Genomic DNA, 24,632 nt, shown 5'->3' on the forward strand with positions numbered 1-24,632 from the left:
GCTGTACGAGACCGAGGGTAATAGGGGTGCCGCCGGGTGCGCGGGCGGCCGAGCTGACAGACTGTCGATGAAGGATTACCGGACAAGGACCACGGAGGCGGCGCAGTGTCGGATGCCAGGACCCCTGCGCAGATCGAGGCGGACATCATCAGCAGGCGTGAGCAGCTTGCGGTGGTGCTCGACGAGATCGGGGTGCGGGTGCACCCGAAGACGATCATGGGTGATGCGAAGGCCAAGGCCGCTGAGGCCGTGGACCGGACGGCCGGGCGCGCGTTCGTCGCGGCGAACCGGACGGTGTCGGACGTGAAGGCACAGTTCGTGTCCGAGGAGGGCGCTCCGCGGCTGGAGCGGGTGGTGCCGGTGGCGATGCTCGCGGTGGGTGTCGTGGGGCTGCTCGTGATGGCGAAGCGGCGGCGGGGGAACTGATGCCGCGGACCGTGTACCCCGGAGGCGCAGGGATCCGTGGCGAGCAGGTAGGTTGCGGGGCGTGAGCGAGAACACCGACGACAAGCTGCCCATCCGCATGCTGCACGACCGTGTGCTGGTCCGGTCCGATCTGCCGGAGGGCGAGCGGCGCTCGGGTGGCGGCATTCTGATTCCGGCGACGGCCGCGGTCGGTCGCCGGCTGGCCTGGGCCGTGGTGGTTGCGGTGGGTCAGAACGTGCGGACGGTGGAGCCGGGTGACCGGGTGCTGTACGACCCCGAGGACCGTGCGGAGGTCGAGGTGCGCGGTGTCGCCTATGTGCTGATGCGTGAGCGGGATCTGCATGCGGTGGCGGCGGACCGGTTCGAGGGATCGGTGGATTCCACCGGGCTCTATCTGTAGCTTTCCGTGTCGTGAAAGGCCTGGTGACCGTTGTCACCAGGCCCTTTGCCTTTTCTTTGCTAAGCTGGAGTCATCCCGACGAGACGCGCCGTACCGGGTTTTGCAAAGACGACGCACCCGTGTGGTTCGCGTGTTCTGTCTCGTCGGAGGTTCTGTCATGGCGTGGGTTCTGCTGGTGGTCGCCGGTCTTCTGGAAGTGGCCTGGTCGATCGGGATGAAGTACACCGAGGGGTTCACCCGGCTCTGGCCGAGTGTGTTCACGGGCTTCGGGATCGTGGCGAGCATGCTGCTGCTGTCGCATGCGGCGAGGACGCTGCCGATCGGTACGGCGTACGGCGTATGGGTCGGGATCGGTGCGGCCGGTGCGGCGGTTCTCGGCATGGTGGTGCTGGGTGAGCCGGTGACCGCCGCCCGGATATTTTTCGTCTCCCTGCTGTTGGTGGCCGTGGTCGGGCTGAAGGCGACCTCGGGTCACTGAGTGTCGGCCGGGTGACCCGGGGTCGCCCGGTCAGGGACCGGCCATCGGGCTCGCGGACGGTGTGCCGGGGGCGCGCGTGGCCGGGGCGGCCGAGGGAGCCGCGGGGGCCGAGGAGCCCTGGGGGCCCGGGAGGCCGTCACCGTCCCCGCTGCCGCGGCCGTCTTCGCCCTGGTTGTCGTTCCGGTCTCGCCAGCCGCCCGTGTCGGGTTCGTTCTCCGCGCCGGGCGGGACGCTCTCGGAGGTGGTGGGGGACCAGCCTGACGGTGACGGTGTGCCGGGGCTGGTGGTTCCCTCGGTGGGCAGGGCGGTCTGGCCGGTGCCGCGTTCGAGGGTCAGGTCGAAGTTCTTGACCGCGGTGCCCCGCAGTGCGGCTTCGGTGTACTGGGCCCAGATCCGGGCGGGTGCGCCGCCGCCGTTGATGCGGGCCAGTCCGAGGGCTCCGTAGAGGGGTTTCTGCGCACCGGTGTCGGGGTCCTGTCCCATGACGGCGACGACGGTGGTGAGGTCGGGGGTGTAGCCGGCGAACCAGGCCGCCCGGTCCTCCTCGGCGGTGCCGGTCTTGCCCGCGGCGGGCCGCCCGGCGCCCTGGGCGGCGGTGGCGGTGCCGCCCTGGACGACGCTCCGCAGGACGGCCGTGGTGGTGTCGGCGGCCTTGCGGCTGACGACCTGCTCGGTGCTCCGGCCGGGGAGTTCCAGGTCCTCTCCGTGCTTGCTGATCCGGTCGACGAGGACGTATGCGCCGTGCCTGCCGTGGTTGGCGAGGGTGGCGTAGGCCTCGGCCATGTCCAGGACGCTGGCGGTGGCGACGCCGAGCGCGATGGACGGAGTGGCGGTGAGGTCGGGGGTGTTCTCGGGGATGCCGAGGTCGACGGCGGTCTTCCTGACCTTGTCGGGGCCGACGTCCTGGGCCATCTGGGCGTAGACGGCGTTGACGGACTTGTCGGTGGCGGCGGTGACGGTGAGGGGCCCGTGGCTGACGTCGTCCTCGTTGGCGGGGGCGTATCCGGTGGGTCCGGCGGGGCCCTGGACCATGCGTTTGTTGGTGCCGTCGTACACGGTGTCGGGGGTGATGCGCCGGCCGTCCTGGGTGGTGGAGCCGTGGTCGATGGCGGAGGTGAGGACGAACGGCTTGAAGGTGGAGCCGACCTGATAGTCGCGGCGGGTCGCGTTGTCGACGTACTGCTTGGTGTAGTCGATGCCGCCGTACAGGGCGACGACGCGGCCGGTGTCGGGTTCGACGGAGGCGCCGCCGACGCGGACGTTGCGGTCGGCCTCGCGCTCCGGGCTGGTCTGGGACATGACGTTGTCGTCGACCGCTGTCACGAGTGCCTTCTGTTTCTTCTTCTCCAGAGTGGTGGTGATCCGGTAGCCGCCGGTGGCCAGGGTGTCCTCGTCGACGATCTTGTTGCTGGTGAGGTAGTTCTCGACGGCCTGGACGATGTAGCCGCGCTGACCGGACATTCCGGTGGGCGGCTTGGCCTTGCCGGGTACGGGGAATTCCATGGCGGCCCGTTCGCCGGCTCCCAGCCACCCTTCCTTCACCATGCCGTCGAGCACGTAGTTCCAGCGGGCGACGGCCGCGGCCTTGTTCTCGGGGTGGGTGACGATGTCGTAGGCGCTGGGGGCGTTGAGCAGTGAGGCGAGGTAGGCGCCCTCGGCGGTGGTGAGCTCGCCGACGTCCTTGCCGTAGTAGGCCTGTGCGGCGGCCTGGATGCCGTAGGCGTTGCGGCCGAAGTAGCTGGTGTTGAGGTAGCCCTCGAGGATCTGGTTCTTGGGCTGTTCGCGGTTGAGCTTGACCGCGATGAAGAACTCCTTGATCTTGCGGACGACGGTCTGTTCCTGGACGAGGTAGTAGTTCTTGACGTACTGCTGGGTGATGGTCGAGCCGCCCTGTCTGCCCTTGCCGGTGACGGTGTTCCAGGCGGCCCGGACCATCCCCGAGACGTCGACGGCCCGTTCGGAGTAGAAGTCGCGGTCCTCGGCGGCGAGCACTGCGTGCTGGACGGGGAGCGGTACCTCGGCGAGCTTGACGTTCTCGCGGTTCACGTCGCCGGAGCGGGCGATGACGCTGCCGTCCTTGTAGAGGAAGACGTTGGACTGCGCGGTGGCGCTGGCGTTGGCGGCCGGGATGTCGACGAGCTGGTACCCGGCGATGAAGCCGACGATCAGGAGCAGGGCGAGCGCGACCACGGAGCCGAGGGTCATCCGCCAGGTGGGGACGGCGCGACGCCAGCCAGTGCGTCTGCGGCCCTTCGTGGCGCCACCCCCGCCCGCCCGTTCGTTGTCGGTGCCGTGGGCGGCCGGGTCTCTGGCGTCCCAGCCCCGGGGTCCGTGTTCCCCGTTCGGCTGCTGTGGCTCGTCGCTCATTCGGTGCAGACTCCTCGGCCGCGGTCAGTACCCCCAATATTGCCCTTTTTCGCGGAATGCGCCCTGGATCGACCCTTGATATGCGGTAGCGGGCGCCGAGTCCCCTGGACTAGGGTCGTGCGCTTTGGTGCCCGACGGCGTACGACGCCGTCGGGCGCCCGAGCGAGGAGGGGGGGTGGATGCGGTGCGGCTGTACGCGATGGTGGCGGCGAGCGGGTTCCGGCGCTACGCCACGTACCGGACCGCGACGTTGGCGGGAGTGTTCACCAACACCGTCTTCGGTTTCATCATGGCGTTCGCCTATGCGGCGCTGTGGGACGAGCGTCCGCAGCTCGGCGGTTACGACCTGTCCCAGGCGCTCACCTACGTATGGCTGGGCCAGGCCCTGCTGATGACCTGCGCCATGATGGGCGGCGGCTTCGAGGACGAGCTGATCGAACGGATCCGGAGCGGCGACATCGCCATCGACCTGTACCGGCCGGCCGACCTCCAGCTGTGGTGGCTCGCCGGTGACATGGGCCGCGCGGCCTTCCATCTCCTCGGCCGCGGCATCGTGCCGATGCTGCTGGGCGCGCTCGCCTTCGATCTGGCACTGCCCGCCTCGCCGGGGACCTGGCTGGCCTTCCTGGTCTCGGTGGCACTGGGGGTCCTGGTCAGCTTCGCGATCCGCTATCTGGTGGCGCTGTCCGCGTTCTGGCTGCTGGACGGGGCGGGAGCGGCGCAGATGGCGCATCTGGCCGGGATGTTCTTCTCCGGGATGCTGCTGCCGCTGACGCTGTTCCCCGGACTGCTGGGCGAGGTGGCCCGGGTGCTGCCGTGGTCCTCTCTGCTCCAGGTGCCGGCCGATGTGCTGCTCGGCAGGCGTACCGGGTGGGGGCTGGTGGAGGCGTTCGCCTTCCAGGGCGGCTGGGCGCTGACGCTGCTGCTGGTGGGGCGGCTGGTGCAGTCGGTGGCGACGAGAAGGGTGGTGGTTCAGGGTGGCTGAGACGGTCCGTACGGTGGAGGCGGCCGCGGCGACGGAGCCGTCCGGGGTGGTGTTCGTCGAACGGCCGGCGCTCGTCGAGGGGGTCCGGGCATATGGCCTGATCGTGGCGATGTGGCTGCGCTCGACGATGGCCTACCGTGCCTCGTTCGTGATGACGGCCTTCGGCAACTTCGCGGTCACCGCCTTCGACTTCGTCGCGATCCTGCTGATGTTCTCGCACGTGGACGCGCTGGGCGGCTACACGCTGCCGGAGATCGCGCTGCTGTACGGCGCCTCGGGGACCGCGTTCGGTATCGCCGACCTGGTGATGGGCTCGATGGACCGGCTGGGGCGGCGGGTGCGCGACGGCACGCTGGACACCCTCCTGGTACGCCCGGCGCCGGTGCTCGCCCAGGTCGCGGCGGACCGGTTCGCCCTGCGCAGGCTCGGGCGGGTCACCCAGGGGGTACTGGTCCTCGGGTATGCGCTGGTGACGCTGGACATCGCGTGGACACCGCTGAAGATGATGACGATCCCGCTGATGCTGCTGAGCGGGGCGGCGATCTTCGCGGCGGTGTTCGTGGCCGGGGCGGCGTTCCAGTTCGTCGCGCAGGACGCCTCCGAGGTGCAGAACTCCTTCACGTTCGGCGGGAACACCCTGCTCCAGTACCCGCCGACGATCTTCGCGAAGGACCTGGTGCGCGGGGTCACGTTCGTGGTGCCGCTGGCCTTCGTGAACTGGTTGCCCGCGCTGTACGTACTCGGCCGGGACTACCCGCTCGACCTTCCGGACCCGGTGGCGTTCCTGCCTCCGGTGGTCGCGGGCCTGTGTTGTCTGCTCGCGGGCCTGGCGTGGCGCAGGGGCCTGCGCGCGTATCGCAGCACCGGAAGCTGACGGAACACCGGACAAGGCAAGGGGCAAGGGCATCGGACATGAACGCAGAGACCAACACCGCCGCCGACACCGACACCGAAATCGACGCCGACTTCATCGCACTCGACAAGGTCGAGAAGGTCTTCGACGTACGCCGCAGGACCGGCTTCCTGCGCAGCGAACGCCACCAGGTGCGCGCGGTCGACTCGCTCAGTTTCCGTGTCGCACGCGGCGAGATGGTCGGCTACATCGGCCCCAACGGTGCCGGGAAGTCGACCACGATCAAGATGCTGACCGGCATCCTCACCCCGAGCGGCGGCCGGCTGCGGGTGGCGGGCATCGACCCGTCCCGGGAGCGGACGAGGCTGGCGCACCGGATCGGTGTGGTGTTCGGCCAGCGCACCACGCTCTGGTGGGACCTGCCGCTGCGCGACTCCTACCGGCTGATGCACCGGATGTACCGGATCCCCGACGCCCGCTACCGCGAGAACCTGGCCCGTTGCGTCGAACTCCTCGACCTGGGCGAGCTGTTGGACGTACCCGTACGTCAGCTCTCGCTGGGCCAGCGGATGCGCGGCGACATCGCGGCCGCGTTGCTGCACGATCCCGAGGTGTTGTATCTGGACGAGCCGACGATCGGCCTGGACGTGGTCTCCAAGGCCAAGGTGCGCGGGTTCCTCAAGGACCTGAACGCCGAACGCGGCACGACCGTGCTGCTCACCACGCACGATCTGACGGACATCGAGCAGCTCTGCAAGCGGGTGATGGTGATCGACCACGGCCGCCTGATGTACGACGGGGCGCTCGCCGGACTCCATGAGGTGGGCCAGAGCGAGCGGATGCTGGTGGTCGACCTGGAACGCCAACTCCCGCCCATCCAGCTGGAATCGGAGCCGTCGGTGCGCACGGTGAAGGTCGAGGGGCCGCGTCAGTGGCTGGCCTTCCCGGCCTCCCAGTCGGCGGCCCCGCTGGTCGCCCGGATCGCCGCGGACTACCCGCTGGTCGACCTGTCGGTCCGGGAGCCGGACATCGAGGCCGTGATCGCGAAGATGTACGCGTCGGCCGGTGGCATGTAGGGAGGTGCTCGCGCGAGCGGGGCGGCCGGCGAGGGGTGGGTGGAGTGGCCGCTGGCGCGGCCATCCGCGCCTGGGCCGAATCCAACGGGACGGAAGACCTGCTCGGTCTCATCGACCAGGCCCTTGACGCCCTGCACACCGAGATTGGCACGTGACGGATGACGTTCTCGGCACGTGCCGCCGATGCCGCCAACCGTCAGCCGCCGGGTCCTCCACTGCCGAAAGCCCCACCGCTCTTTTCCTTGGGTATGTCCTTTTGCGAAGAGGGCCGGTTGATCTCATAGGGGCTGAGACCTTCCCCGAAATCATCTGCTGCCCTCAGGTTCTCGCTGGTTCGGGAGGGATGTTCGATCCGTGGTCCCTGCTGTCGTGCCCGGGAGCGGCGGCGCGCGTCCCACCAGAGGAGGCCCAGCAGAATCGCGACCACGACCACTGCTATACCGACGGGGAATATCCAGCGCACATCCGAAGCGGCCAGTGTGATGTCGCCGAGGGGCACCTGGCTCGCGAGGTGGCTCATCTGGACCACGTCCTTCCTGAGGGGATTCCACCGCTCACCGAGCGAGGCGGAGGCTTCCGCTCATGGGAGAGAGGGCCCGCAATGGCTGGAGCCGGGGAAACTCCACTCCCGCCGTCCCTGACGGGATCAATCTCGCGGGGCCCGCGAGAACGGGACGTCTGGCAAGGCTCAAGCTCCCTCACAAGTCTACGGCGGGGAGCGTACGCGGGGGATCGCTTGGTGCGCGGCGGGTGTATCAGTGGCCGGAGAGCCCTCTGTACGGGAGTGAGTGCAGGCCGGTGCCGATCTCCGTGAGGGCGTTCCACCGTTCTAGGGCTTGTGGTCCGGCACTGACTCGGGCAGTCCCGCGTACCAGCCCTGGACGGCCAGCCAGAATCCGGCCAGCGCCATGGCGACGAGCGCGACGCGGCCTGCGTACTTGGCAACGGACGGTCCGATGATCCATCGCCGGGGCAGCAACCACGCTGACAAAGCGGCTGCCGCTCCGATGAGAACGGTCAGCGGAAGCTCCGCGTACAGCACGCTCCAGTCCGGGCCTGCTTCGAATCCGGCGCGCGCCCGGAGTTCGGCATCCGCGGCCCATCCCAGCAGCCCGACGAATCCACCGGCCAGGGCCACCCCGGTACCACTCAGCGCTTCCACACGTTCCTTCATGATCACTAAAGACGTCGGCTACTGAGCGGGAGTTCCCGAAGAACCGCACGATTCTCCGTCGCGAGGCAGGAAGGCATTCGGTCCGGTCGACCGCGAACCGCGCCGACAGGTCCACGAGCGAGCAAAGGTATTCCGCACGCCGGGTGTACCGGAAACTGCGCGGCTCGCCGCCGCGAGAATCGGGCCCGTTGTGTCGAACTCCTCGATCCGGTCGAGCTGTTGGACGTATTCGTACGGCAGCCGAGTCGGTGACGGGAGCCGTTCGCGTTCAATACGCTGAGCGCATGACAAGTGACCTTCCGGACATGCGTGCTTCGGATGCCGAGCGTGAGCGTGTTGCCGAGGCCCTGCGCGAGGCGGTGGCCGAGGGACGGCTGGAGATGGACGAGTTCGAGCAGCGGCTCGAAGCGACCTACAAGGCACGTACGCACGGGGAGTTGGAACCGCTCGTCCGTGATCTTCCGGCACGGGGCACGCCACTGGCCCCGGTGGGTCCGGCCCGGACGGCCGCGGTGGCCGGTTCGGCGGTGCGCTGGGCGGACCGTGTCGGTGGCCCTGCCACGTCGCGCGGCGCGTTTGCGTTCTGGGGAGGGTTCCGCCGCAAGGGCAACTGGACGGTGGGCCGGAAGTTCACCGCGTTCGCGATGTGGGGCGGTGGTCAGATCGACCTGCGCGAGGCCCGTTTCGAGGACCGCGAGGTGGTCATTCGCTGCTTCACGCTCATGGGCGGTCTGCAGGTGACCATCCCGCCGGAGCTGAACGCCGAGGTCAGGGGCATCGGCATCATGGGCGGCTTCGGCGAGCACGGGAGCGACGAAGGCGCACCGTCCCCGGACTCCCCACGTGTGCGGATCACCGGCTGCGCCTTGATGGGCGGCGTCGGGGTGAAGCGCAGGCGGAGCAAGGCGGAGAGGCAGCGGCTGAAGGACGCGGAGCGGGAGTTGGAACGGGAGCGCTCGCGCGAGCGGGGCCGGCTGGAGAAGGGCGAGTAGCGCGGCGAGCAGCCCGGCCCCGAACGTTCCCACCCCGAACGTTCCCACCCCGAACGTTCCCACCCCGAACGTTCCGACCTCTAACGCTCCACCCCCGAACGCTCCGGCCCCGCCGCTTCCGCGGCCTGCCCGCGGTCACAGCTCGTCGGAGGCGGGCCCGCGGTGCTGCAGCGCCGACAGGTCCACCAGCGAGCCCAGCCGCTGGTATCCCGCGTCGTTCAGATGGAGATGGTCGCCGCAGTCGTAGGCGGGCAGCAGCCGGGTCGGGTGGTTCGGGTCGCGGGCCGCCTGGTCGAAGTCGATGACCGAGTCGAAGATCCCGCCTGCCCGGATCAGCTCGTTGACGCGTTCCCGTACGGCGTTCTGTGCCGGGGTCCAGCTGGGGTACCCCTCGTACGGCATCAGCGTCGCCCCGACGACCCGCAGCCCGCGCGCGTGGGCACGTTCGGTCAGGGAGCGCAGGGCGTCCGCGATGCGTTGCGGGTCGGTCTCCTGCGGGGACTGCTGCACATCGTTGATGCCGAGCGCGATGACGACCGTCCGCACCCCGGCGACGTCCAGCACGTCGCGGTCGAAGCGGGCACTCGCCGCCTCGCCGCTGCCGTCGCGCAGGATGCGGTTGCCCGCGATGCCCGCGTTGGCCACCGCGTAACGGCCGCGCAGCCGGTCGGCGAGTACGTCGGGCCAGCGGCCGTTCGCGTCGAGGGTGGATCCGCTGCCCGCGGTGAGCGAGTCACCGATCACCGCGATCGTTCCGGCGGCGCTCTCGTTGTGGACGTCGACGGCGGTGAGATAGCGCCAGTCGGCGGTGGACCAGGTGCCCCGCTCGTCCTCCACGTACGACGTCTGGTGGGTGTTCGGGTGGAGGGTGACGGGGCCCTGGGCGGTGGGGGTGCGCAGGGCGACGACGAGATCGGCGTCGGCGGCCACCGGCACGACGACCGGGTCGCTGACCACCTGCCCGCCCGCGGCGACGGTCACGGCGGCGACGCCCTCGAAGGTCACCGGGCTGGTGGCGACCGTGGCGTGGTCCACGACCAGCGGGTGGGTGCCGAAGAGGTTGGACAGGGTGATCCGGGCCGCGTCACCGCCGATGCTGGTGTGTACGACGTTACGGATGGTGCGCCGGGTCAGGTCGCCCTCGTACGACTCGACCACCCCGGCCGTGGGCGCCGCCGTCCAGGTCGCGACCCAGAGGCCGGTGGAGTGTGCCGGGGCGGCGGGCGTGCGGGCCACCGCCCCGGGGGCGGGTGCGGAGACCCGCGCCGACCGGGTGCCGGAGCCGGGGGCGAGCAGGGAGCCGGCGAACGCCACCCCGGCGGCGAGCGCGGCGGTGCCCGCCACGAGGGCGATGAGCAGGGCGTACCCCTTCCTGGGCATGGGCGGTGCGTCTCCTCGTGTGTGGTCGGACCGGTCCATCATGGGGCAAGGCGTCGGGAACTCGGCGCCCGGCCCGGGAGTAGGTCAGGTAAGGACAATGCGTACGGTGCACCGGGGGCGACACGTACGCGGACGGGTGGAGCGGATGGAACGGATCGACGGGCCCGGACCCGGGGAGCAGGACACGGGGCAGCGGGAGCGGTCGGCGGGCGCGGCCCATGCCATACCAGGTGGCCGCCCGGCCCCTCTCGCCTCCTTCGCGTACACCGCGGCCGACGAGGAGAAGCGGCGCGGTGTGCGCCGGATGAAGACCACGGCCACCGGCCTCCTTCTGCTGGTCGCGCTCGTGTACGTGCTCGCCACCTGGGCGAGGCACGCGGGGGTGAGCGGCTGGCCGGGCTTCGTCGCCGCGGCCGCCGAGGCGGGCATGGTGGGGGCGCTGGCCGACTGGTTCGCCGTCACGGCGCTGTTCAAGCGTCCGATGGGCCTGCCGATCCCGCACACCGCCATCATTCCCACCAAGAAGGACCAGCTCGGAGCCTCCCTGGGTTCCTTCGTGGGCGAGAATTTTCTTTCCGGCGATGTGGTGCGCGGCCGTATCCACGCCCTGGGTGTCGGCGGCCGGGTCGGTGCCTGGCTGGCCGAGCCGGACCACGCCGACCGGGTCACCGCCGAGCTGTCGACCGCGCTGCGCGGTGCGCTGACGGTGCTGCGGGACTCCGATGTGCAGGCCGTGGTGGCCGAGGCCATCACCCGGCGGGCCAACGCGGCGGAGATCGCTCCCGGCCTCGGCAAGATGCTGGAGCAGATCGTCACCGACGGCGGCCACCGCAAGATGGTGGACCTGGTCTGTGCGCGCGCCCATGACTGGCTGGTGCTGCACGGCGACTCGGTGATGAACGCGGTGCAGGGCGGGGCCCCGGGCTGGACGCCCCGGTTCGTCGACAGGCGGGTGGGGGAGCGGGTCTACAAGGAGCTGCTGCGCTTCGTCACGGAGATGCGGGACATGCCGGGGCACCCGGCGCGCGGTGCGATCGACACCTTCCTCACGGACTTCGCGGCCGACCTCCAGACGGACTCGGACACCCGGGCCCGGGTGGAGCGCCTGAAGTCGGAGATCCTGGGACGGAGCGAGGTCCAGGACGTCATCGCGTCGGCCTGGTCATCGTTGCGCACGATGATGCTCACGGCGGCGGAGGACGAGCAGAGCCAACTGCGGCTGCGGGCGCGCGCCTCACTGCTGGCCTTCGGTGCGCGGCTGGCGACGGACGGGCGGATGCAGGCCAAGCTGGAGGGCTGGCTGGAGGATGCGGCGGCCCATGTCGTCACCCGGTACCGGACCGAGATCACCTCGCTGATCACTGAAACGGTCGCGGGCTGGGACGCGCATCAGACGTCGAGGAAGATCGAGGCGCACATCGGCCGTGACCTGCAGTTCATCCGGATCAACGGCACGGTGGTGGGTGCGCTGGCGGGGCTGCTGATCTACACGGTGTCCTGGGCGCTGGGGGCGTAGCGCCCCGGAGCGCCGTCGAAGGCCCGTATCCGTCCTGTCGTACGGATACGGGCCTTCGTCGTACGGACGCGCATGACGCGTCCGACCGCCTCCGGCCGTGCCCGTCGGCGGTCCGTACGCCTCAGGCGGCCCGGCGGGTGACCGCCCAGGACGCGGCGGCCACACTGCCCGCCACGCTGAAGACGGCCGGCCAGGCGCCGATCTTCTTGGCCAGCGGGTGCGAACCGACGAACGCGGCGACATACGCGCCGGTCAGCCCGATGGCCGCACGCGACCCGGCCTGCCGGTTCCACTCGTACGCGGCGACGCTGCCCGCCGCGGCGAGAGCGACCCCGCCCAGCGGCCGCTTCTTGGTCCACCGGGCGACGGCGTAACCGCCGACCAGTCCGCTCGCCGCCACCGCCGCTGCCGGAACCTTCGCCATCACAGCCACCTCCGCCTTCTGTCCGTGCCGTCCGGCACGCCCGTGTCATCCGGTACGTCCGTGCTCGTCGGCCCCATTCGTGTCGTCCGGGCCCGAAGCCCGGGAAGTCGAGGCTAACGCGGCATCCGGGCTCACTGTCGCGGAGGGGGTGCACAAGCGTTTACCCTGACGGGTGAACATGCGTGCACCCCTGCGCCAGGTCTGTAGACGAGGAAGACACGGAGATCCATGCCAGCGGACATAAGCTCCCCCACCGCAGCCACGGAGAAGTCCCCGCAGTCCCGGTTCGCCGTCGGCGTGCTGGCCTTCTGCGGTGTGGTGGTCGCGGTGATGCAGACGATCGTCGTACCCCTGCTCCCGCACATCCCGGCCCTCACCGGCGCCACGCCGGCCGCCGCCAGCTGGCTGGTCACCATCACCCTGCTCACCGGCGCCGTCTTCACCCCGGTCCTGGGCCGGGTCGGTGACATGTACGGCAAGCGGCGGGTGCTCGTCGCCTCGCTCGGGGTGCTGGTGGTGGGCTCGGTCCTGTGCGGCATCAGCTCCCACATCGGGGTACTGATCACCGGCCGCGCCCTGCAGGGCGCGGCACTCGCCGTCGTACCGCTCGGCATCAGCATCCTGCGCGACGAACTCCCGCCCGAGCGCGTGCTGTCCGCCGTGGCGCTGATGAGCTCGACCCTCGGCATCGGGGCGGCGGTCGGGCTGCCGGTCGCGGCGCTCGTCGTCGAGAACTTCAACTGGCACACCATGTTCTGGGCCTCCGCAGCGATCGGCGTCCTCGACATCGTGCTCGTGCTCTCGTGCGTACCGGAGTCCCCGCTGCGCACTCGCGGCCGTTTCGACGCGGTCGGCGCGCTGGGCCTGTCCGGGGCCCTGGTCTGCCTGCTGCTCGCGGTCACCCAGGGCGCCGACTGGGGCTGGACCTCGACCCGCACCATCGGTCTGCTGGTGGCCGCGGTGGTCGTGGCGCTGCTCTGGGGGGCGTACGAGCTCCGAGTCTCCGCGCCCATGGTCGACCTGCGGATCTCGGCCCGCCCGACCGTGCTGCTCACCAACGTCGCCGCTCTGCTGATCGGCTTCGCCTACTACGCGAACTCCCTGGTCACCGCGCAGATGGTGCAGGAACCGAAGGCCACCGGCTACGGGCTCGGCGCCTCGATCGTCGTCAGCGGACTGTGTCTGCTGCCGGGCGGCGTGATGATGGTGGCCCTCTCCCCGTTCTCGGCCCGGCTGTCCGCGAAGCGCGGCCCCAAGGTCAGCCTCGCGCTCGCCGCGGGTGTGATCGCGGCCGGCTACGTGGTGCGGTACTTCACCACCCACAGCCTGTGGATGATCATCGCCGGCGCGACGGTCGTCGCCTCCGGCACGGCCATCGCGTACTCCGCGCTGCCCGCACTGGTCATGCGGGGCGTACCGGTCAGCGAGACCGGCGCCGCCAACGGCCTCAACACCCTCATGCGCTCGATCGGACAGGCCTTCTGCAGCGCGACGGTGGCCGCGATCCTCGCCAACCTCACCTTCGTCGCGGGCGGCCGGACCGCCCCGACGCTCCACGCCTACCAGGTGGTCTTCCTGATCGCGGCGGGCGCGGCGGCCGCGGCGCTGCTGGTCACCCTGTGCCTGCCGGGCGACCGCGCACCCGCGGTGGGTACGGTCGAGGAGAGCCGTACCGTCCCGGGCGACCGGAAGGACGGTGCACGGACGACAGCGATCCAGGAGGGCGCATGACCAGCCGCGAGGCCACCGTTCCGGCCGCGGACCCGGCCGCCGACGACCCGGGCACGGGCCGCGTCGCGATCCTGCGCGCCGCCCGCCGGGCGTTCACGCAGCGCCCGTACGCCGAGGTGACCATCAGAGGGATCGCGGCCGACGCCGGAGTCAGCCCGTCCCTGGTCGTCAAGCACTTCGGCCGCAAGGAAGAGCTCTTCAACACCGTCGCCGACTTCGGCCCCGCCGCCGCCGAACTCTTCGACGCACCGCTCGACGAACTGGGCCGCCACATGGTGGTGACCCTGGTGCGCCGCCGCCGGGAGACACAGTCCGACCCGCTGCTGCGGGTCGTCTTCTCGCTCGGCAACCGTGACGAACGTTCCCTGCTGCGCGACCGCTTCCACGAACAGGTCACCGACTCCCTCGCCGCCCGCCTCACCGGGCCCGAACCCACCCTGCGCGCCGAACTGATAGCCGGCCACCTGCTCGGCCTCGGCGCCACCCTCGGCCTCCACCGCGAGGGCGCGGGCGCGAAGGTTTCTCCCGAACACATCGCGGATCTGTACGCGCCGGCCGTGCAGCACCTGATCACTGGTTGAGGGGACCCGGGCGCCGGTCGGGGGGTATGGTCTGGACCCATCGGACGAGGGGGGTCCTTCTCATGTCATTCCGTATCCGCATGCGCGCCACCGCGACGACCGTGGCCGCGGTGGCGGTTCTCGGGGCGCTCCTGGCGGGCTGCTCTGGCACCGACACCTCGCAGGGGGCGGGCGACGACGCACCCGCTGTGGCGCCGTCCGTGAACGCGGCGGCAGCGTCCGAGTCGGCCGAAGCGGAGGCGAACGCGGCGGCGGTCGAGGCCGCCCGGAACAGGCCGGAGGCCGTACGCGACGCCTTCGCCGGTCTCCAGGCCACCCTGAACGACAGCTGCACCCCGGGTTCGGCGAACTGTGCCTACTTCCTGGGCCGGGTCAACGACGAACTGGCGCGCCTGGAGAAGTCGATGAAGTCGGACACCCAGCGGGGCGAGGAACACTTCAAGGAGCCGCTGGCCTGGATCAGCGCCCTGCACAGGACGCTGGACGGTGACACCTCCACGGACAACCTGGAGAAGCACCGCTCCGAACTGCTCGGCACCCGCGACCGCATCAACACCTGGATGCAGGGCCACCCGGAGGACTACCGCTGACGCGTGCAGCCCCGGCGGTCGGCGGGTTCCGGGGTCGGCGCGTCCCCCGGGCCGAAGCCGGCCGCGGGGAACGCACCCCTCACCTCACAGCCCCACCGGGCCCCGGTCACCCGTCACTTGGTGAAGACGAAGTACTTCCAGGCGCCGTGCGTCGTCGAGTTCACGGAGTCCCCGGAACCGTCGTTGATGTACGACGAGCGCACCCGGGCGCGAATGCCGGACTGGCCGGAGTGCCCCAGGTTGACGATGGACTTCCCGCTGGTGCCGAGCTTGAAGTACTCGGTGGCACCGTCGTACCACTTGCCCTGGTAGTAGATCTGGAGCTCAAGGCGCTGGCTGCGGCCCTTGTAGTAGCTCATCGTCGTCGTGGAGATGACGTCGGTGTTCTTGTGGTAGTAGCGGTAGGTCGTGGAGCCGATCCTGCCGGTCTTGTAGTACTTGGACAGCGTCGTGGAGACCTTCACCTTGGCGTACGCCGTGGACGTGACCGTCTTCGGGGCGTAGCGGGCGTCGCCCTTGAACACCGCGGTGACCTTGGTGTCGCGGGTCATGTGGACGGTGGTCGACAGATTGCCCTTGGAATTCACCTTGCCGGTCTTGACCAGCTTCTTCGGCTTGTCCGCACCGAACGGGTCCACCCACAGCTCGACGGTCCGGTTCTTGTACGTGGTGCCGAGGTGCGCGGTGAACGAGACATCGGTGCCGTAGGAGTAGGTCGCCTTGTTGCGGTTCAGGGTCAGCGTGGGGGTGGCACGGGAGACGTTGACGCTGTCCGAGGCGGTTGCCGGGGCGTGCGCGGCGTCACCGGCGTACGTCACCTTGTAGGTGACCTTGCCACCGGCCGGCGGGGTGTCCGTGAAGGAGAACTTTCCACCCGTGCCGAGGGACTTGGTACCGAGCGACTTTCCGTTCGGCGATTCCATGTCGGTGCGGGTGACGGTCAGCGGCGTACCGGCGGGCAGTGCGAGGCCGGAGGTGAGCGTTCCCTTGACGGTGAGGGACTTGGCTCGGGTCGCGGATGCGGGCGCGTCGGCGGTGAGCGTGGTGACGTAGGTGCGCGGCGCGTCGATCGCGTGGAACCGGGTGGAGGTGTTGGACCCGCTGAGCACGAACAACTGCGCGCCGTCGGCCGACCAGTTCATGGAGTGCCCCAACCACGGCATCCACTCGTGCGACAGGTTGCGGACGCTGGCGGGCTGGTCGGCGCCGCCGGTGAACACGTAGGTGTCGCCGATGTCGTCGGTGTCGAGGACCGTGGCCGCCACGGTGCCGTCCGGTGCGACGCTGACCGTCTCCGGCTGGGAGAGGACCGGGTAGGTGCGCACCTCCTCCAGGTCGGAGAGCCGGTACTCGGTGAGAGCCCTGGTTCCGGGCCCCGCCACGACGACCGACTGACCGTCCGGGGTGAGTGCCGCGTCCTTGTAGAAGCCGCCCTTCTCGGCGGAGACGCGGATGACCGGAGTGCCGGAGGAGATGTCGTAGACGACGATCGGGGCGGAGCTGATGTGACCGTCGAGGGCGAGCAGCGTCCCCGGGTTGTCGGGGCCGGCGTAGAGCATCGGCGGGCTGGACCAGTCGTGGCCGGCTGCCAGATCCAGCGTCACCGTCGGGGTTTCGGCGGTCAGGTCGACCGCGCCGAGCCCGGAGTCCCACTGGTCGCCGTATCCGAACCAGAGCTTGCCGTCCGCCCAGGCGAGCCGGGAGGGGATGGTCTTGTCGCCGGTCGGGTACTCGGCGGTCTGCGTGAGCGTCGCCGTGTCGAAGGCGACGATCTTGTCGGCGCCGTAGAGCGCGGCGTACAACGTGCTGGAGTCCGGGCTCAGTTCCAGGTCACGGACCTGGGGGAGGTCGGTGAGCGTGGCGACGGCCTTGCCGGTGTTGTCGGTGACGACGATCCGGTTGTTGGAGCGATCGCTGAAGTACAGCCGCTGGTGGACGCCGTCGACGACGGTGTCGGCCGCGTCGGAGACCGCGATGGGCCTGATGGTGTCGGCCGAAGCCGGTGCGGCGGCGAGCGCCGCGGAGCTGAAGAGGACCGCCAGTGCGGTGGCGGCCGGGAGTGCGCGCAGACGCGCCATGGTTCGAACCCCCCGGAACGAGTGTGAGGCCGACGGGTGCAGAGGGCAGGCGGCAGCTGATGTGCACAACCTGTGCCGCACGCGTGGCGATTGAGGGAAGAATAAGTCATGCCACCGTCAAAGGTGATCATGCCCCCTGGGGGTGCCTGGGACGTCTGCGGCAGCCCCGGGCCGTCACCGCGGACGAGGGTGGCAACGGCCGCACCCGCATCCCCGCTGGACGGCGGTCCGGGAACGCCTCGCCCCCGCGACGGCCTGCGTTACGGCTCCGGTGTGCGGAGGGCCGCAACGGCCTGTGGGCCGTGACGGGGGCGACGGGACGTGTTCCCTTACGGGTGTCAGTTGGCGGGCGCCTGGTAGAGACCCCGGCCGGCGCGGTGTGCGCGGGAGGTGGCGACGAGCCGGTCGAGGGTGCTGCGCACGGTGTTGATGCTGCTGGCGGTCAGCTCACGCCCCAGCGCCTCCGTGACCTCGCGGGCGCGGACCGGGGTGTCGCCGAACGTGGCGAGCACCTTCACGGCCATCTCGGTCAGGCTGCCGCTGTCGTCGGCGGCCGGTGCCGCGGGCGCCGCCTTCTTCGGCGACTGGGCCTTCTTCGGCGCCTTGGCCTTGGCGGACGCGGCGGCCTTGGCCGGAGCAGCGGTCTTCGCGGCCTTGGCGGTCTTGGCCGGGGCGGCCTTGGCGGGGGCGGCCTTCTTGGCCGAGCCACGCTCGCTCTTCGGCTTGGCGGCGGCCTGCTTGCGGCCCTTGGACGCCGGCGCCTTGCGCGCGGCGCGGCGCGCCGGGGCGGCCTTCTCCTGCGGGGCCTCAGCCGGAACGGCGGCGTCGACGGGCTCCTGGGGCTCCTGCGCCTGCTGCGGAATCCGGAGGGCGGCAGCGCTCTCCGTCTCGGCCTTGGCGTCGCCGGCCGGAGCCTCGGCCGCCTCGGCGTCCTCCGCCTCCGTGCCCAGCTGCACAGCGAGGAAAGGGGTGTTGGACAGCGTACGCAGCGCCGTCAGAGCGGTGCGCACCGACTCCAGGCGTGCGGTGACGGTGGCGAGCTCGCCTTCCAGGTCCTGCTGCTGCTGCTCCAGACGCGGGAGTTCCGCCTCCAGCACAGCGGTTGTTGCGTCGATGGTGCCGAGCGTATTGGTCTCGGAGGTCATGTTGTCGCCCTTCTCTTCCGGCCGACCTTCGGCGACCGTTGTGGGGGCAGCGTACGGTGCGGTGTGTTGTGGCCGGAAATCGACCTTCGGTAGGAAAGGTCGGGATCCGTTGCGGTACTGACTTCCAGTCTTCAGAAATTCGGCGCCGCGCGCCCCGTGGACGACTCGCTCAACACTCTTTCGGACGTACGCGGCTTGGCCCGGGCGAAAGCACACCGGCCGCCAGGGACGGTGTGTCCCCGGCGGCCGGTGAGGGCGGCGGCGGGCGCGTGACCGCTGCCGGCCGGGTCGGACGGTCGCGTCAGGCCGTGGTGCAGGCAGCGCCGTTGAGGGTGAACGCGGTCGGTGCGGTGTTCGTGCCGCTCTGGCCGGCGGTGAAGCCGATGGTGACCGAGCCGTTGGCGGCGATCGTGGTGGTGTACGACGCGGGGGCGACGCTGACCGAACCACCGTTCTGGGTGGGGATGCCGCCCCACATGTTGGTGAGGGTCTGGCCGTCGGCGAAGGCGAAGCCCAGCGTCCAGCCGTCGATGGCCGTCGTACCCGTGTTGCGAAGGGTGATCTCGCCCTGGAAGCCGCCCGGCCACTCGCCGACCACGTGGTAGCCGACGGAGCAGCCGACACCGGGCGTGGTGCCGCCCTCGTCCGTGGTCACGTTCACCGTGGCCGAGCGGGCCGACCGGTTCCCGGCCGCGTCGCGTGCGTAGACCGCGAAGGTGTACGCCGTGTCGGCGGTGAGGCCGGTGACGGTCACGGAGTTGGTGGTGGAGGCGGCAACCGTGGTCTCGGTGCTGCCGTCGACCCGGACGACGTCGTAACCGGTGACGGCGACGTTGTCGGTGGCGGCGGTCCAGCTGAGGGTCGCCGAGGTGGCGGTCACGGCGGAGGCGGTGGGCGCGCCGGGCGTGGTCGGGGCCTCGGTGTCGGCCGTGGTGCCGCCGTAGACGGTGGCCTCGCGGGAGGTCTGGGCGATGCCGTTGGCGCCGTGGAAGATGCGCTCACCCCAGGAGCTGAGCTGGGTGGGGTCGAAGTCGATGGTCAGGTCGAGGATCGGGTCGGTGTTGCCGCTCCAGGACCAGGCCAGGTAACCGAGCTTCAACTCCTCGGCGGTGGCCATCATGGTGTCCTCGTCCGGGTCGCCGTACTGGTCGGCGGGGCCGCCGAACTCGCCGATGACGAGCGGCAGTCCGGCGTTCACGAAGGCGTTGAGGTAGTCGGTGACCTTCTGCGCGGTGTTGTAGACGCTGTACATGTGGATCGAGAAGAGCAGGTTGCCGGTGGAGTCGGCGTCGTAGACCGACTGGGCGTTGTCCCGCATGACCCCCTGCCAGTCCTGCCCCCAGTTGGGCGCGTCCACCATGATGGTGTGCTGGAACCCGGCGGTGCGCAGCTTCTGGATCGCGGCGATCGTGGGGGCGGTCCAGCCGGCGGGGTCGGTGTTGCCCCAGGGCTCGTTGCCGATGTTGATGAGGATGTAGTCCTCCTGGCCGTCGAGGACGTCCTTGAGGCTGATCCAGTAGTCGGCGGCGTGGTCGAGCGTGCCGGCTGCGGAATCCTCGCCGTAGCCGGTGGTGTCGTGCACCTCCAGTACGCAGATCAGCCGGTTGGCCTTGCACTGGGCGATGACGGCGGCCACGTCCTCCGCGCTGTTCCTGCTCCAGCGGTAGCCGTCGGAGAGGACCACGCGCACGGTGTTGGCGCCGGTCGCCTTGATGTCGGCCAGCGACTGGGTCTCGCCCGGGTACCAGGTGTGGGCGTGGTTGACCCCGCGCATGACGAAGTCGTTGCCGTTGCCTTCGAGCAGGCGGCCGTTGCTGATGTGGAGGCCGGTTCCGGCGGAGGCGGTCGCTGCCGCTGCGGGCTGTGTCTGCACCCGGGCCTGGGCGGTGGCCGGGGCGAGGAAGCCGAGGGCGAGAAGCCCGAAGACGGCGGTGAGTACGGTCAGGAGGAGGGTGACGGGGGTCGTGCGCGCGGTGCTTCTTGCTGTTCTCACTGCGGCTCCAGGAGGTGGGGGCGACAAGAAGGCTGAGCTTCGGAAGGTGATGGATGGGAGCGCTCCCATATGCGCGCTCCCATCAAGCCATCTAGTCAGGGGCACGTCAATAGATGGCGCACGACCGCCGCGCGGGGAACGTGACGCGCCCCCATGAACTCCGTAACTACCGCACTGACGTGGGGAGTTCGGAGGTACCTGCTCGGTCATCCATCAGCGCAGGCGGGGGCGGCGTTCTAGAGTGGCGCGGTGACGACACAGGTGATTGTGCTCAACGGTGGCTCCAGCTCCGGGAAGTCCGGCATTGTCCGGTGCCTGCAATCCGTGCTGCCGGATCCTTGGCTGGCCTTCGGGGTGGACACGCTGGTCGACGCGATGCCCGCATCCATGCGGGCAACGGACTCGGGCATCGAGTTCGCCCCGGACGGCGAGGTGGTGGTCGGTGCCGAGTTCCGCAGGCTGGAGGCGGCGTGGATCGAGGGGATTGCCTCGATGGGCCGCGCGGGAGCCAGGATCGTCGTCGACGAGGTCTTCCTCGGCGGAGCGGCCTCCCAGCAGCGGTGGCAGAAGGCGCTCGTGGGATTGCAGGTGTTGTGGGTCGGCGTCCGCTGCGACAGCGCGGTTGCCGCGGCCCGTGAGATCGCGCGCGGCGACCGGGTCACGGGCATGGCGGCGGCACAGGCGGAGGTGGTCCACCACGGCGTGGTCTACGACCTGGAGGTCGACACGACACGCAGAGAGTCCCTGGACTGCGCGCGGATCATCGCCGACCACATCACGCGAGGCGTCACGTGATGCGTCATGTGGCGCACGGGGATTCGGTCACAGGGGCTGCCGTCGCAGCGGGTGCAGTCCTACGGGGTCGCGCTCGCCACCACCGGCCACGGCACTACACCCGCCCGTCGAGCTCCAGCTCGCCGACGACCTCGTCACCGCTCGTCTCGCCGGTCAGCTGGAACCCCAGCTTGAGATAGAACTTCTCGGGTCCGTGCGCCCCGGGAACCCAGGTCACGGTCGTACGGCTCTGCCCCCGTCGCCGTATCTCCTCGCACACCGCTTCCACGGCGAAACGGCCGTATCCGCGCCCCTGTTCATCGGCCGCGATGTTCAGTCGCCAGAGTCCGGAGCGGAGCCGGTCATCCGGACGGTCCGGAGAGAACTGGACGTCGAAGAAGGCCATGACGAAGCCCACCAGCCGCTCACCGTCGAAGATCAAGCGGGGCCAGGCCACCTCGGGTGCGGCGTACGCCTGTGCCAACGACCAGGCGACCGGCTTCACGAGCCCTTCCTGGTCGGGGCGTACGTTCAGGAGGCAGGCGGCCTCGACATTGTCGGACGTGACCTTTTCGAGGCGCAGCGAGAAAGACATCCCGGCAATCTACCGAGCGTGCCGGGAGCCTGCCGAGAATAAGCGCCGCCCCCCGATTCGGGGTGCCTCCGGTCCTGCCGGTCCCGCACCTGGCAGGCTCCTCGAACCGACCCAGGTGGTGTGCGCCCTCGGAGGGCGGACGGCCCTGCCGCGCCGCCCGCCGAGGGCGCGGCTCAGCCGCAGTAGCTCCAGGTGCCGCTGACGTAGTCCAGATTGTCCGAGGACATGTAGCCGATCTCGTCTACGGTGTCCCCCGCGACCCTCCCCAGGAACCACAGCACACCCGAGTCCGGGTTTCTGGCCCCGCACCACACGTAGAAAATTTTGCCCTCTGCCACTGAGCGGAGGTTGCCGCAGACTGAGCCGACGCCGTCCTTCAGGTTGTACGTGCCGTTCATCTTTGTCTTGAGGGAGGAGTTGTTCGTCTTGTCCGTGCTCCAGCAGGTTGCGGTCGCTGCCGCCTGCGCCGTGGTTGCCGTGGCGATGCTGGACCCGCCTGCCAGGAGCGCGGTGGCCGCGAGCACGACCCCGGCCTTGTGCTTGATTCGCTGCATTCCCATGGTGACTCCTTCGTCCTGAGATCCGTGGCCGTCTTCTGGCGGGTGAAACGGGCGAGGCCCGGCTCGCAGTCGACCGGGAGCACCACACACGGATCACCCATGCCGGGCATGTCATGTCCACCCCGGCCGCGTTCCGGGATGACTCTCCCCGAGGGAGGGGCGGAAGTCGTTGACGGTCCGCGCAGGGTCCTTGGCGCTGAGTGCACTACGTCGAGCGCTGAGCCTGCTCCCGGTAGTCCCGCGGCGGCATTCCGTGGGCGGCGCGGAACGCGCGGCTGAACTCGGCTGGGTGCCGGAAACCCCACCGGGCTGCCACGCTGTGGAGCGGCTGCTGACACAGCAGGGGGTCGGTCAGGTCCCGCCGACATCGCTCAAGTCTGCGGTGGCGGATCCAGGCGGACACGGTGGTACCGCGCTGCTGGAACAACAGGTGCAGGTATCGCACGGAGATGTGATGGGCGGCGGCGATCGTGGCGGGCGACAACTGCGGATCGCCCAGGTTGCGTTCGATGAAGGAGTGGATGCCGACCAGCAGGGCCTGCTGACGGTTTTCCGGGGGAACGGTGCCGGCTGCGTCCACGTGCTGCGCCAGGAACGCGGTGACCAGGTCAAGGGTGACCGCCCCCAGGCGGACGGCGTCTTGCGGCCCCAGGCCGGCGGACTCGGCGGCCAGGCGAGTGAGGAACTGGGACAGCAACGCCCCCACGCCTGCGTCTGCCGGCAGCGGTGTCGCCAGGAGGCGGTCGACCTTCGCCTCCGGAAGAGGAAGTGCCGCACGGGGCACGTTCACGATGATTCCTTCGACGGCGCCCCCGTGCCCGGGGAAGACCTGGGCGTCGGCCGGATGGGAGCTGTCGTACAGCAGCAGGTCACCGGCCCCCACCGACGCGTCACGACCGCCTTGGGAGAGGGTCTGCCCGCCCGTCAGCGTCAGGGACAGGTGATACAGCTCGGGGTCGGAACGGCGGATCAGGGCCGGTGTGCGAAGGGAGCGCAACGACGGGTAGGACAGCACTGACGCCTGCGTGACCCCAAGCTCCAACAGGCGGAGACCGGCCCGGAAGTCATCGGCGTGTTCGCTGGTGATCGTCATGGGCGTAAGCGCCCGCGAGGTCAGCTCCCGCCACCACTCAAGCCGATCGCCGACCGGTAACTCATCGCTGCGGAAAACGGTTTCGATCACCTGACATCCCCCATATCGCCATGATCACGTCGAATTCGCGGAACGCACCCGATGTCGAGCCTGTCGGACAGTGAGGCTCACCTCGCGCTTTCGCGAGGTGACCTGTCCAAGGCTGATTACACATGCGAGACGCGCTCCTGGCCCGAAGCGCAAGGACTGTGGAGGGTCCAGACCGTTCCGTGGAAAGAAGCACTTCTCAGGCGAAACGAGCGAAACGACGTATGCCGAAGGTCTCTGCATCCAAGGGTGCCGGGCGGCATCCAAGAACAGGAGCAGGCACCCGACAGAGTGTCCGCATGCAAGCAGGAGTCACAGGGGGAGCTTCAACGCCTGGTCAGAGTTGGGCGTGGACACTCGGGCCGGGTCGTGTCTCATTCGTTCCCCGCACCGCTGCCGTGCGAGGCGGCCTCGGCCATGCGGGCTGTGGTGCTGGCGCCATCCAACGCCTCACGGATGATGTCGGCGTGCCCGCTGTGGTGGGCGATCTCGCGGAATACATGCAACAGCACGTGGCGAACGGTCCACGTGATCGGCTCCGGCGGAGACCAGGGGTAGCGGGGGAGTGTCACCACACGGTCGAGGTCGGGCTCCTGCTGCACCGTCCGGTCGAACTCCGCAGCCGCCGCGTGGAATGAGTCGAGCAGCCCGGTCAGGGTCTCGCCCTCGGTCATCCGGCTGCCGTCCGGGTCCAGATCTGCCCAGCGGACCTCGCTCGGGGCGGTACCGTCGACCACCGCGAGCCATGTCCGTTGGACGGTGCAGAGATGTTTGACGAGGCCACCGAGTGTCAACTCGCTGACGGTGGTGCGGATACGGGCCTGCGGCTCACTGACGCCGGTGACGGTGTAGAGAAAGTTGGTGCGCTGATCGGCTACGAGCGCGAGCAGGTCCTCGCGTTCCCCGGCCTGTGAAGCGGCGGTGGACGTAGGGCCCATGAACGTGGCCTCCTGCGCTATGGGTGGGGTGCCACTCTAGGAGCCGGAGCTCACCGCGTTGCGTCAAACGGCCAGGTTCAGTGTCAGGTGCGTACGGGGTGATTCCTCGGCGAGAAGCTCCGGACCACGGCGAGGCCCATGCGCCCCGAGCCCGTTGTGACGTAGACGTCCGCGTTCCTTGCCGCGGGCGGGTGCGTCGATGGCGTCCCACCCCAGGCGGCTCCGGCTCGGTTCATCGTCATGGCGCGAGGCGTGGCCGCGATCGACCCATGGCAGGCATCCGACCTCTCCCGCAGGGACCAGGTATGCCAAATCGCCCGTATCGGTGTATCGGCCAGGTTTCCGGTCTCAATCGTTACCTGGGACTGATACGGCAACTGGTGCGTAATCAGACAT

24 protein-coding genes and 1 riboswitch are annotated in these 24,632 nt (G+C 69.8%); of the genes, 12 read left to right on the forward strand and 12 right to left on the reverse strand.

Annotated elements, in window-relative coordinates; all coding sequences use genetic code 11:
* The first annotated feature begins 105 nt into the window (after positions 1 to 105).
* The 3 genes from AB0L71_RS31045 to AB0L71_RS31055 all read left to right on the forward strand — a co-directional run bounded on the left by AB0L71_RS31045 (position 106) and on the right by AB0L71_RS31055 (position 1,304).
* The gene (locus AB0L71_RS31045) at positions 106 to 426 is read left to right on the forward strand and encodes a DUF3618 domain-containing protein (RefSeq protein ID WP_365249485.1); all 321 of its coding nucleotides are present in this window, start codon (positions 106 to 108) and stop codon (positions 424 to 426) included.
* Positions 427 to 487: 61 nt separating this feature from the next.
* Complete coding sequence (locus tag AB0L71_RS31050; protein WP_365249488.1) at positions 488 to 826, forward strand: co-chaperone GroES; 339 nt, start codon at positions 488 to 490, stop codon at positions 824 to 826.
* A gap of 49 nt (positions 827 to 875) precedes the next feature.
* A riboswitch (guanidine-III (ykkC-III) riboswitch) is annotated at positions 876 to 944 on the forward strand.
* 39 nt (positions 945 to 983) lie between these two features.
* Positions 984 to 1,304 (forward strand): multidrug efflux SMR transporter, encoded by a 321-nt coding sequence (locus AB0L71_RS31055; protein WP_365249491.1) that lies wholly within the window; start codon positions 984 to 986, stop codon positions 1,302 to 1,304.
* A 30-nt stretch (positions 1,305 to 1,334) separates the two neighbouring features.
* Here the strand turns inward: AB0L71_RS31055 and AB0L71_RS31060 are convergent, their stop codons facing one another.
* Complete coding sequence (locus AB0L71_RS31060) at positions 1,335 to 3,671, reverse strand: transglycosylase domain-containing protein (protein WP_365249494.1); 2,337 nt, start codon at positions 3,669 to 3,671, stop codon at positions 1,335 to 1,337.
* A gap of 184 nt (positions 3,672 to 3,855) precedes the next feature.
* Here AB0L71_RS31060 and AB0L71_RS31065 point away from each other — a divergent pair, with 184 nt between their 5' ends.
* Genes AB0L71_RS31065 through AB0L71_RS31075 form a run of 3 tightly spaced genes read left to right on the forward strand, consistent with a single transcriptional unit; the run spans position 3,856 to position 6,585 of the window.
* Positions 3,856 to 4,656 (forward strand): ABC-2 family transporter protein, encoded by an 801-nt coding sequence (locus AB0L71_RS31065; protein WP_365249564.1) that lies wholly within the window; start codon positions 3,856 to 3,858, stop codon positions 4,654 to 4,656.
* A 46-nt stretch (positions 4,657 to 4,702) separates the two neighbouring features.
* Positions 4,703 to 5,530, forward strand: coding sequence for an ABC transporter permease (locus tag AB0L71_RS31070; protein WP_365249566.1), 828 nt, complete (start codon positions 4,703 to 4,705; stop codon positions 5,528 to 5,530).
* Positions 5,531 to 5,568: 38 nt separating this feature from the next.
* Positions 5,569 to 6,585, forward strand: a complete 1,017-nt coding sequence (locus AB0L71_RS31075; RefSeq protein ID WP_365249497.1) for an ATP-binding cassette domain-containing protein — start codon at positions 5,569 to 5,571, stop codon at positions 6,583 to 6,585.
* A 196-nt stretch (positions 6,586 to 6,781) separates the two neighbouring features.
* Here the strand turns inward: AB0L71_RS31075 and AB0L71_RS31080 are convergent, their stop codons facing one another.
* Together AB0L71_RS31080 and AB0L71_RS31085 are read right to left on the reverse strand one after the other, a co-directional pair.
* Complete coding sequence (locus tag AB0L71_RS31080; RefSeq protein ID WP_365249500.1) at positions 6,782 to 7,105, reverse strand: hypothetical protein; 324 nt, start codon at positions 7,103 to 7,105, stop codon at positions 6,782 to 6,784.
* Positions 7,106 to 7,414: 309 nt separating this feature from the next.
* On the reverse strand, positions 7,415 to 7,759 hold the full coding sequence (locus tag AB0L71_RS31085; RefSeq protein WP_365249502.1) for a hypothetical protein: 345 nt from the start codon (positions 7,757 to 7,759) through the stop codon (positions 7,415 to 7,417).
* Between the two features lie 305 nt (positions 7,760 to 8,064).
* Between AB0L71_RS31085 and AB0L71_RS31090 the strand changes: the two genes are divergently transcribed.
* Positions 8,065 to 8,751, forward strand: coding sequence for a DUF1707 domain-containing protein (locus tag AB0L71_RS31090; RefSeq protein WP_365249569.1), 687 nt, complete (start codon positions 8,065 to 8,067; stop codon positions 8,749 to 8,751).
* A gap of 135 nt (positions 8,752 to 8,886) precedes the next feature.
* Here AB0L71_RS31090 and AB0L71_RS31095 read toward each other — a convergent pair whose 3' ends face one another.
* Complete coding sequence (locus AB0L71_RS31095) at positions 8,887 to 10,131, reverse strand: SGNH/GDSL hydrolase family protein (RefSeq protein WP_365249505.1); 1,245 nt, start codon at positions 10,129 to 10,131, stop codon at positions 8,887 to 8,889.
* Between the two features lie 145 nt (positions 10,132 to 10,276).
* Between AB0L71_RS31095 and AB0L71_RS31100 the strand changes: the two genes are divergently transcribed.
* Complete coding sequence (locus AB0L71_RS31100; protein WP_365249508.1) at positions 10,277 to 11,647, forward strand: DUF445 domain-containing protein; 1,371 nt, start codon at positions 10,277 to 10,279, stop codon at positions 11,645 to 11,647.
* A 121-nt stretch (positions 11,648 to 11,768) separates the two neighbouring features.
* Here AB0L71_RS31100 and AB0L71_RS31105 read toward each other — a convergent pair whose 3' ends face one another.
* Positions 11,769 to 12,071, reverse strand: coding sequence for a hypothetical protein (locus AB0L71_RS31105; protein ID WP_365249510.1), 303 nt, complete (start codon positions 12,069 to 12,071; stop codon positions 11,769 to 11,771).
* 228 nt (positions 12,072 to 12,299) lie between these two features.
* On the opposite strand from AB0L71_RS31105, the gene AB0L71_RS31110 reads away from it, so the two are divergent.
* The 3 genes from AB0L71_RS31110 to AB0L71_RS31120 all read left to right on the forward strand — a co-directional run bounded on the left by AB0L71_RS31110 (position 12,300) and on the right by AB0L71_RS31120 (position 14,973).
* Entirely contained in the window at positions 12,300 to 13,802 is a 1,503-nt protein-coding gene (locus tag AB0L71_RS31110; protein WP_365249513.1) for an MFS transporter, read from the forward strand.
* Entirely contained in the window at positions 13,799 to 14,383 is a 585-nt protein-coding gene (locus AB0L71_RS31115) for a TetR family transcriptional regulator (protein ID WP_365249515.1), read from the forward strand. Before AB0L71_RS31110 ends, AB0L71_RS31115 begins: the two co-directional genes overlap by 4 nt.
* 62 nt (positions 14,384 to 14,445) lie before the next feature.
* Positions 14,446 to 14,973 (forward strand): hypothetical protein, encoded by a 528-nt coding sequence (locus AB0L71_RS31120; protein ID WP_365249518.1) that lies wholly within the window; start codon positions 14,446 to 14,448, stop codon positions 14,971 to 14,973.
* A gap of 113 nt (positions 14,974 to 15,086) precedes the next feature.
* Here the strand turns inward: AB0L71_RS31120 and AB0L71_RS31125 are convergent, their stop codons facing one another.
* The 3 genes from AB0L71_RS31125 to AB0L71_RS31135 all read right to left on the reverse strand — a co-directional run bounded on the left by AB0L71_RS31125 (position 15,087) and on the right by AB0L71_RS31135 (position 20,189).
* Positions 15,087 to 17,051 (reverse strand): Ig-like domain repeat protein, encoded by a 1,965-nt coding sequence (locus AB0L71_RS31125; protein ID WP_365249519.1) that lies wholly within the window; start codon positions 17,049 to 17,051, stop codon positions 15,087 to 15,089.
* 338 nt (positions 17,052 to 17,389) lie between these two features.
* On the reverse strand, positions 17,390 to 18,196 hold the full coding sequence (locus AB0L71_RS31130; RefSeq protein ID WP_365249521.1) for a hypothetical protein: 807 nt from the start codon (positions 18,194 to 18,196) through the stop codon (positions 17,390 to 17,392).
* 301 nt (positions 18,197 to 18,497) lie between these two features.
* Positions 18,498 to 20,189: a cellulase family glycosylhydrolase gene (locus AB0L71_RS31135; protein ID WP_365249524.1), complete on the reverse strand. Its 1,692-nt coding sequence runs from the start codon at positions 20,187 to 20,189 to the stop codon at positions 18,498 to 18,500.
* A 249-nt stretch (positions 20,190 to 20,438) separates the two neighbouring features.
* Between AB0L71_RS31135 and cpt the strand changes: the two genes are divergently transcribed.
* Positions 20,439 to 20,984 (forward strand): chloramphenicol phosphotransferase CPT, encoded by a 546-nt coding sequence (gene cpt / locus AB0L71_RS31140; protein ID WP_365249527.1) that lies wholly within the window; start codon positions 20,439 to 20,441, stop codon positions 20,982 to 20,984.
* A gap of 94 nt (positions 20,985 to 21,078) precedes the next feature.
* On the opposite strand, the gene AB0L71_RS31145 is transcribed toward cpt, so the two are convergent.
* From AB0L71_RS31145 to AB0L71_RS31160, 4 genes are all read right to left on the reverse strand, one after another.
* Positions 21,079 to 21,558, reverse strand: a complete 480-nt coding sequence (locus AB0L71_RS31145) for a GNAT family N-acetyltransferase (protein WP_365249530.1) — start codon at positions 21,556 to 21,558, stop codon at positions 21,079 to 21,081.
* Between the two features lie 173 nt (positions 21,559 to 21,731).
* Entirely contained in the window at positions 21,732 to 22,118 is a 387-nt protein-coding gene (locus tag AB0L71_RS31150) for a hypothetical protein (protein WP_365249533.1), read from the reverse strand.
* Between the two features lie 205 nt (positions 22,119 to 22,323).
* Entirely contained in the window at positions 22,324 to 23,211 is an 888-nt protein-coding gene (locus AB0L71_RS31155; RefSeq protein ID WP_365249536.1) for a helix-turn-helix domain-containing protein, read from the reverse strand.
* A gap of 461 nt (positions 23,212 to 23,672) precedes the next feature.
* Entirely contained in the window at positions 23,673 to 24,236 is a 564-nt protein-coding gene (locus AB0L71_RS31160) for a DinB family protein (protein ID WP_365249539.1), read from the reverse strand.
* Positions 24,237 to 24,632: the final 396 nt, after the last annotated feature.

The organism is Streptomyces sp. NPDC052052 (assembly GCF_040680455.1).
Taxonomy (GTDB): domain Bacteria; phylum Actinomycetota; class Actinomycetes; order Streptomycetales; family Streptomycetaceae; genus Streptomyces.

Bases quoted from the DNA above. Each gene is read 5' to 3' on its own strand.
- AB0L71_RS31055 (WP_365249491.1), top strand. From the start codon at position 984: ATGGCGTGGGTTCTGCTGGTGGTCGCCGGTCTTCTGGAAGTGGCCTGG.
- AB0L71_RS31060 (WP_365249494.1), bottom strand. From the start codon at position 3,671: ATGAGCGACGAGCCACAGCAGCCGAACGGGGAACACGGACCCCGGGGC.
- AB0L71_RS31075 (WP_365249497.1), top strand. From the start codon at position 5,569: ATGAACGCAGAGACCAACACCGCCGCCGACACCGACACCGAAATCGAC.
- AB0L71_RS31080 (WP_365249500.1), bottom strand. From the start codon at position 7,105: ATGAGCCACCTCGCGAGCCAGGTGCCCCTCGGCGACATCACACTGGCC.
- AB0L71_RS31085 (WP_365249502.1), bottom strand. From the start codon at position 7,759: ATGAAGGAACGTGTGGAAGCGCTGAGTGGTACCGGGGTGGCCCTGGCC.
- AB0L71_RS31090 (WP_365249569.1), top strand. From the start codon at position 8,065: ATGCGTGCTTCGGATGCCGAGCGTGAGCGTGTTGCCGAGGCCCTGCGC.
- AB0L71_RS31095 (WP_365249505.1), bottom strand. From the start codon at position 10,131: ATGCCCAGGAAGGGGTACGCCCTGCTCATCGCCCTCGTGGCGGGCACC.
- AB0L71_RS31100 (WP_365249508.1), top strand. From the start codon at position 10,277: ATGGAACGGATCGACGGGCCCGGACCCGGGGAGCAGGACACGGGGCAG.
- AB0L71_RS31105 (WP_365249510.1), bottom strand. From the start codon at position 12,071: ATGGCGAAGGTTCCGGCAGCGGCGGTGGCGGCGAGCGGACTGGTCGGC.
- AB0L71_RS31110 (WP_365249513.1), top strand. From the start codon at position 12,300: ATGCCAGCGGACATAAGCTCCCCCACCGCAGCCACGGAGAAGTCCCCG.
- AB0L71_RS31115 (WP_365249515.1), top strand. From the start codon at position 13,799: ATGACCAGCCGCGAGGCCACCGTTCCGGCCGCGGACCCGGCCGCCGAC.
- AB0L71_RS31120 (WP_365249518.1), top strand. From the start codon at position 14,446: ATGTCATTCCGTATCCGCATGCGCGCCACCGCGACGACCGTGGCCGCG.
- AB0L71_RS31125 (WP_365249519.1), bottom strand. From the start codon at position 17,051: ATGGCGCGTCTGCGCGCACTCCCGGCCGCCACCGCACTGGCGGTCCTC.
- AB0L71_RS31130 (WP_365249521.1), bottom strand. From the start codon at position 18,196: ATGACCTCCGAGACCAATACGCTCGGCACCATCGACGCAACAACCGCT.
- AB0L71_RS31145 (WP_365249530.1), bottom strand. From the start codon at position 21,558: ATGTCTTTCTCGCTGCGCCTCGAAAAGGTCACGTCCGACAATGTCGAG.
- AB0L71_RS31150 (WP_365249533.1), bottom strand. From the start codon at position 22,118: ATGGGAATGCAGCGAATCAAGCACAAGGCCGGGGTCGTGCTCGCGGCC.
- AB0L71_RS31155 (WP_365249536.1), bottom strand. From the start codon at position 23,211: ATGACGATCACCAGCGAACACGCCGATGACTTCCGGGCCGGTCTCCGC.
- AB0L71_RS31160 (WP_365249539.1), bottom strand. From the start codon at position 24,236: ATGGGCCCTACGTCCACCGCCGCTTCACAGGCCGGGGAACGCGAGGAC.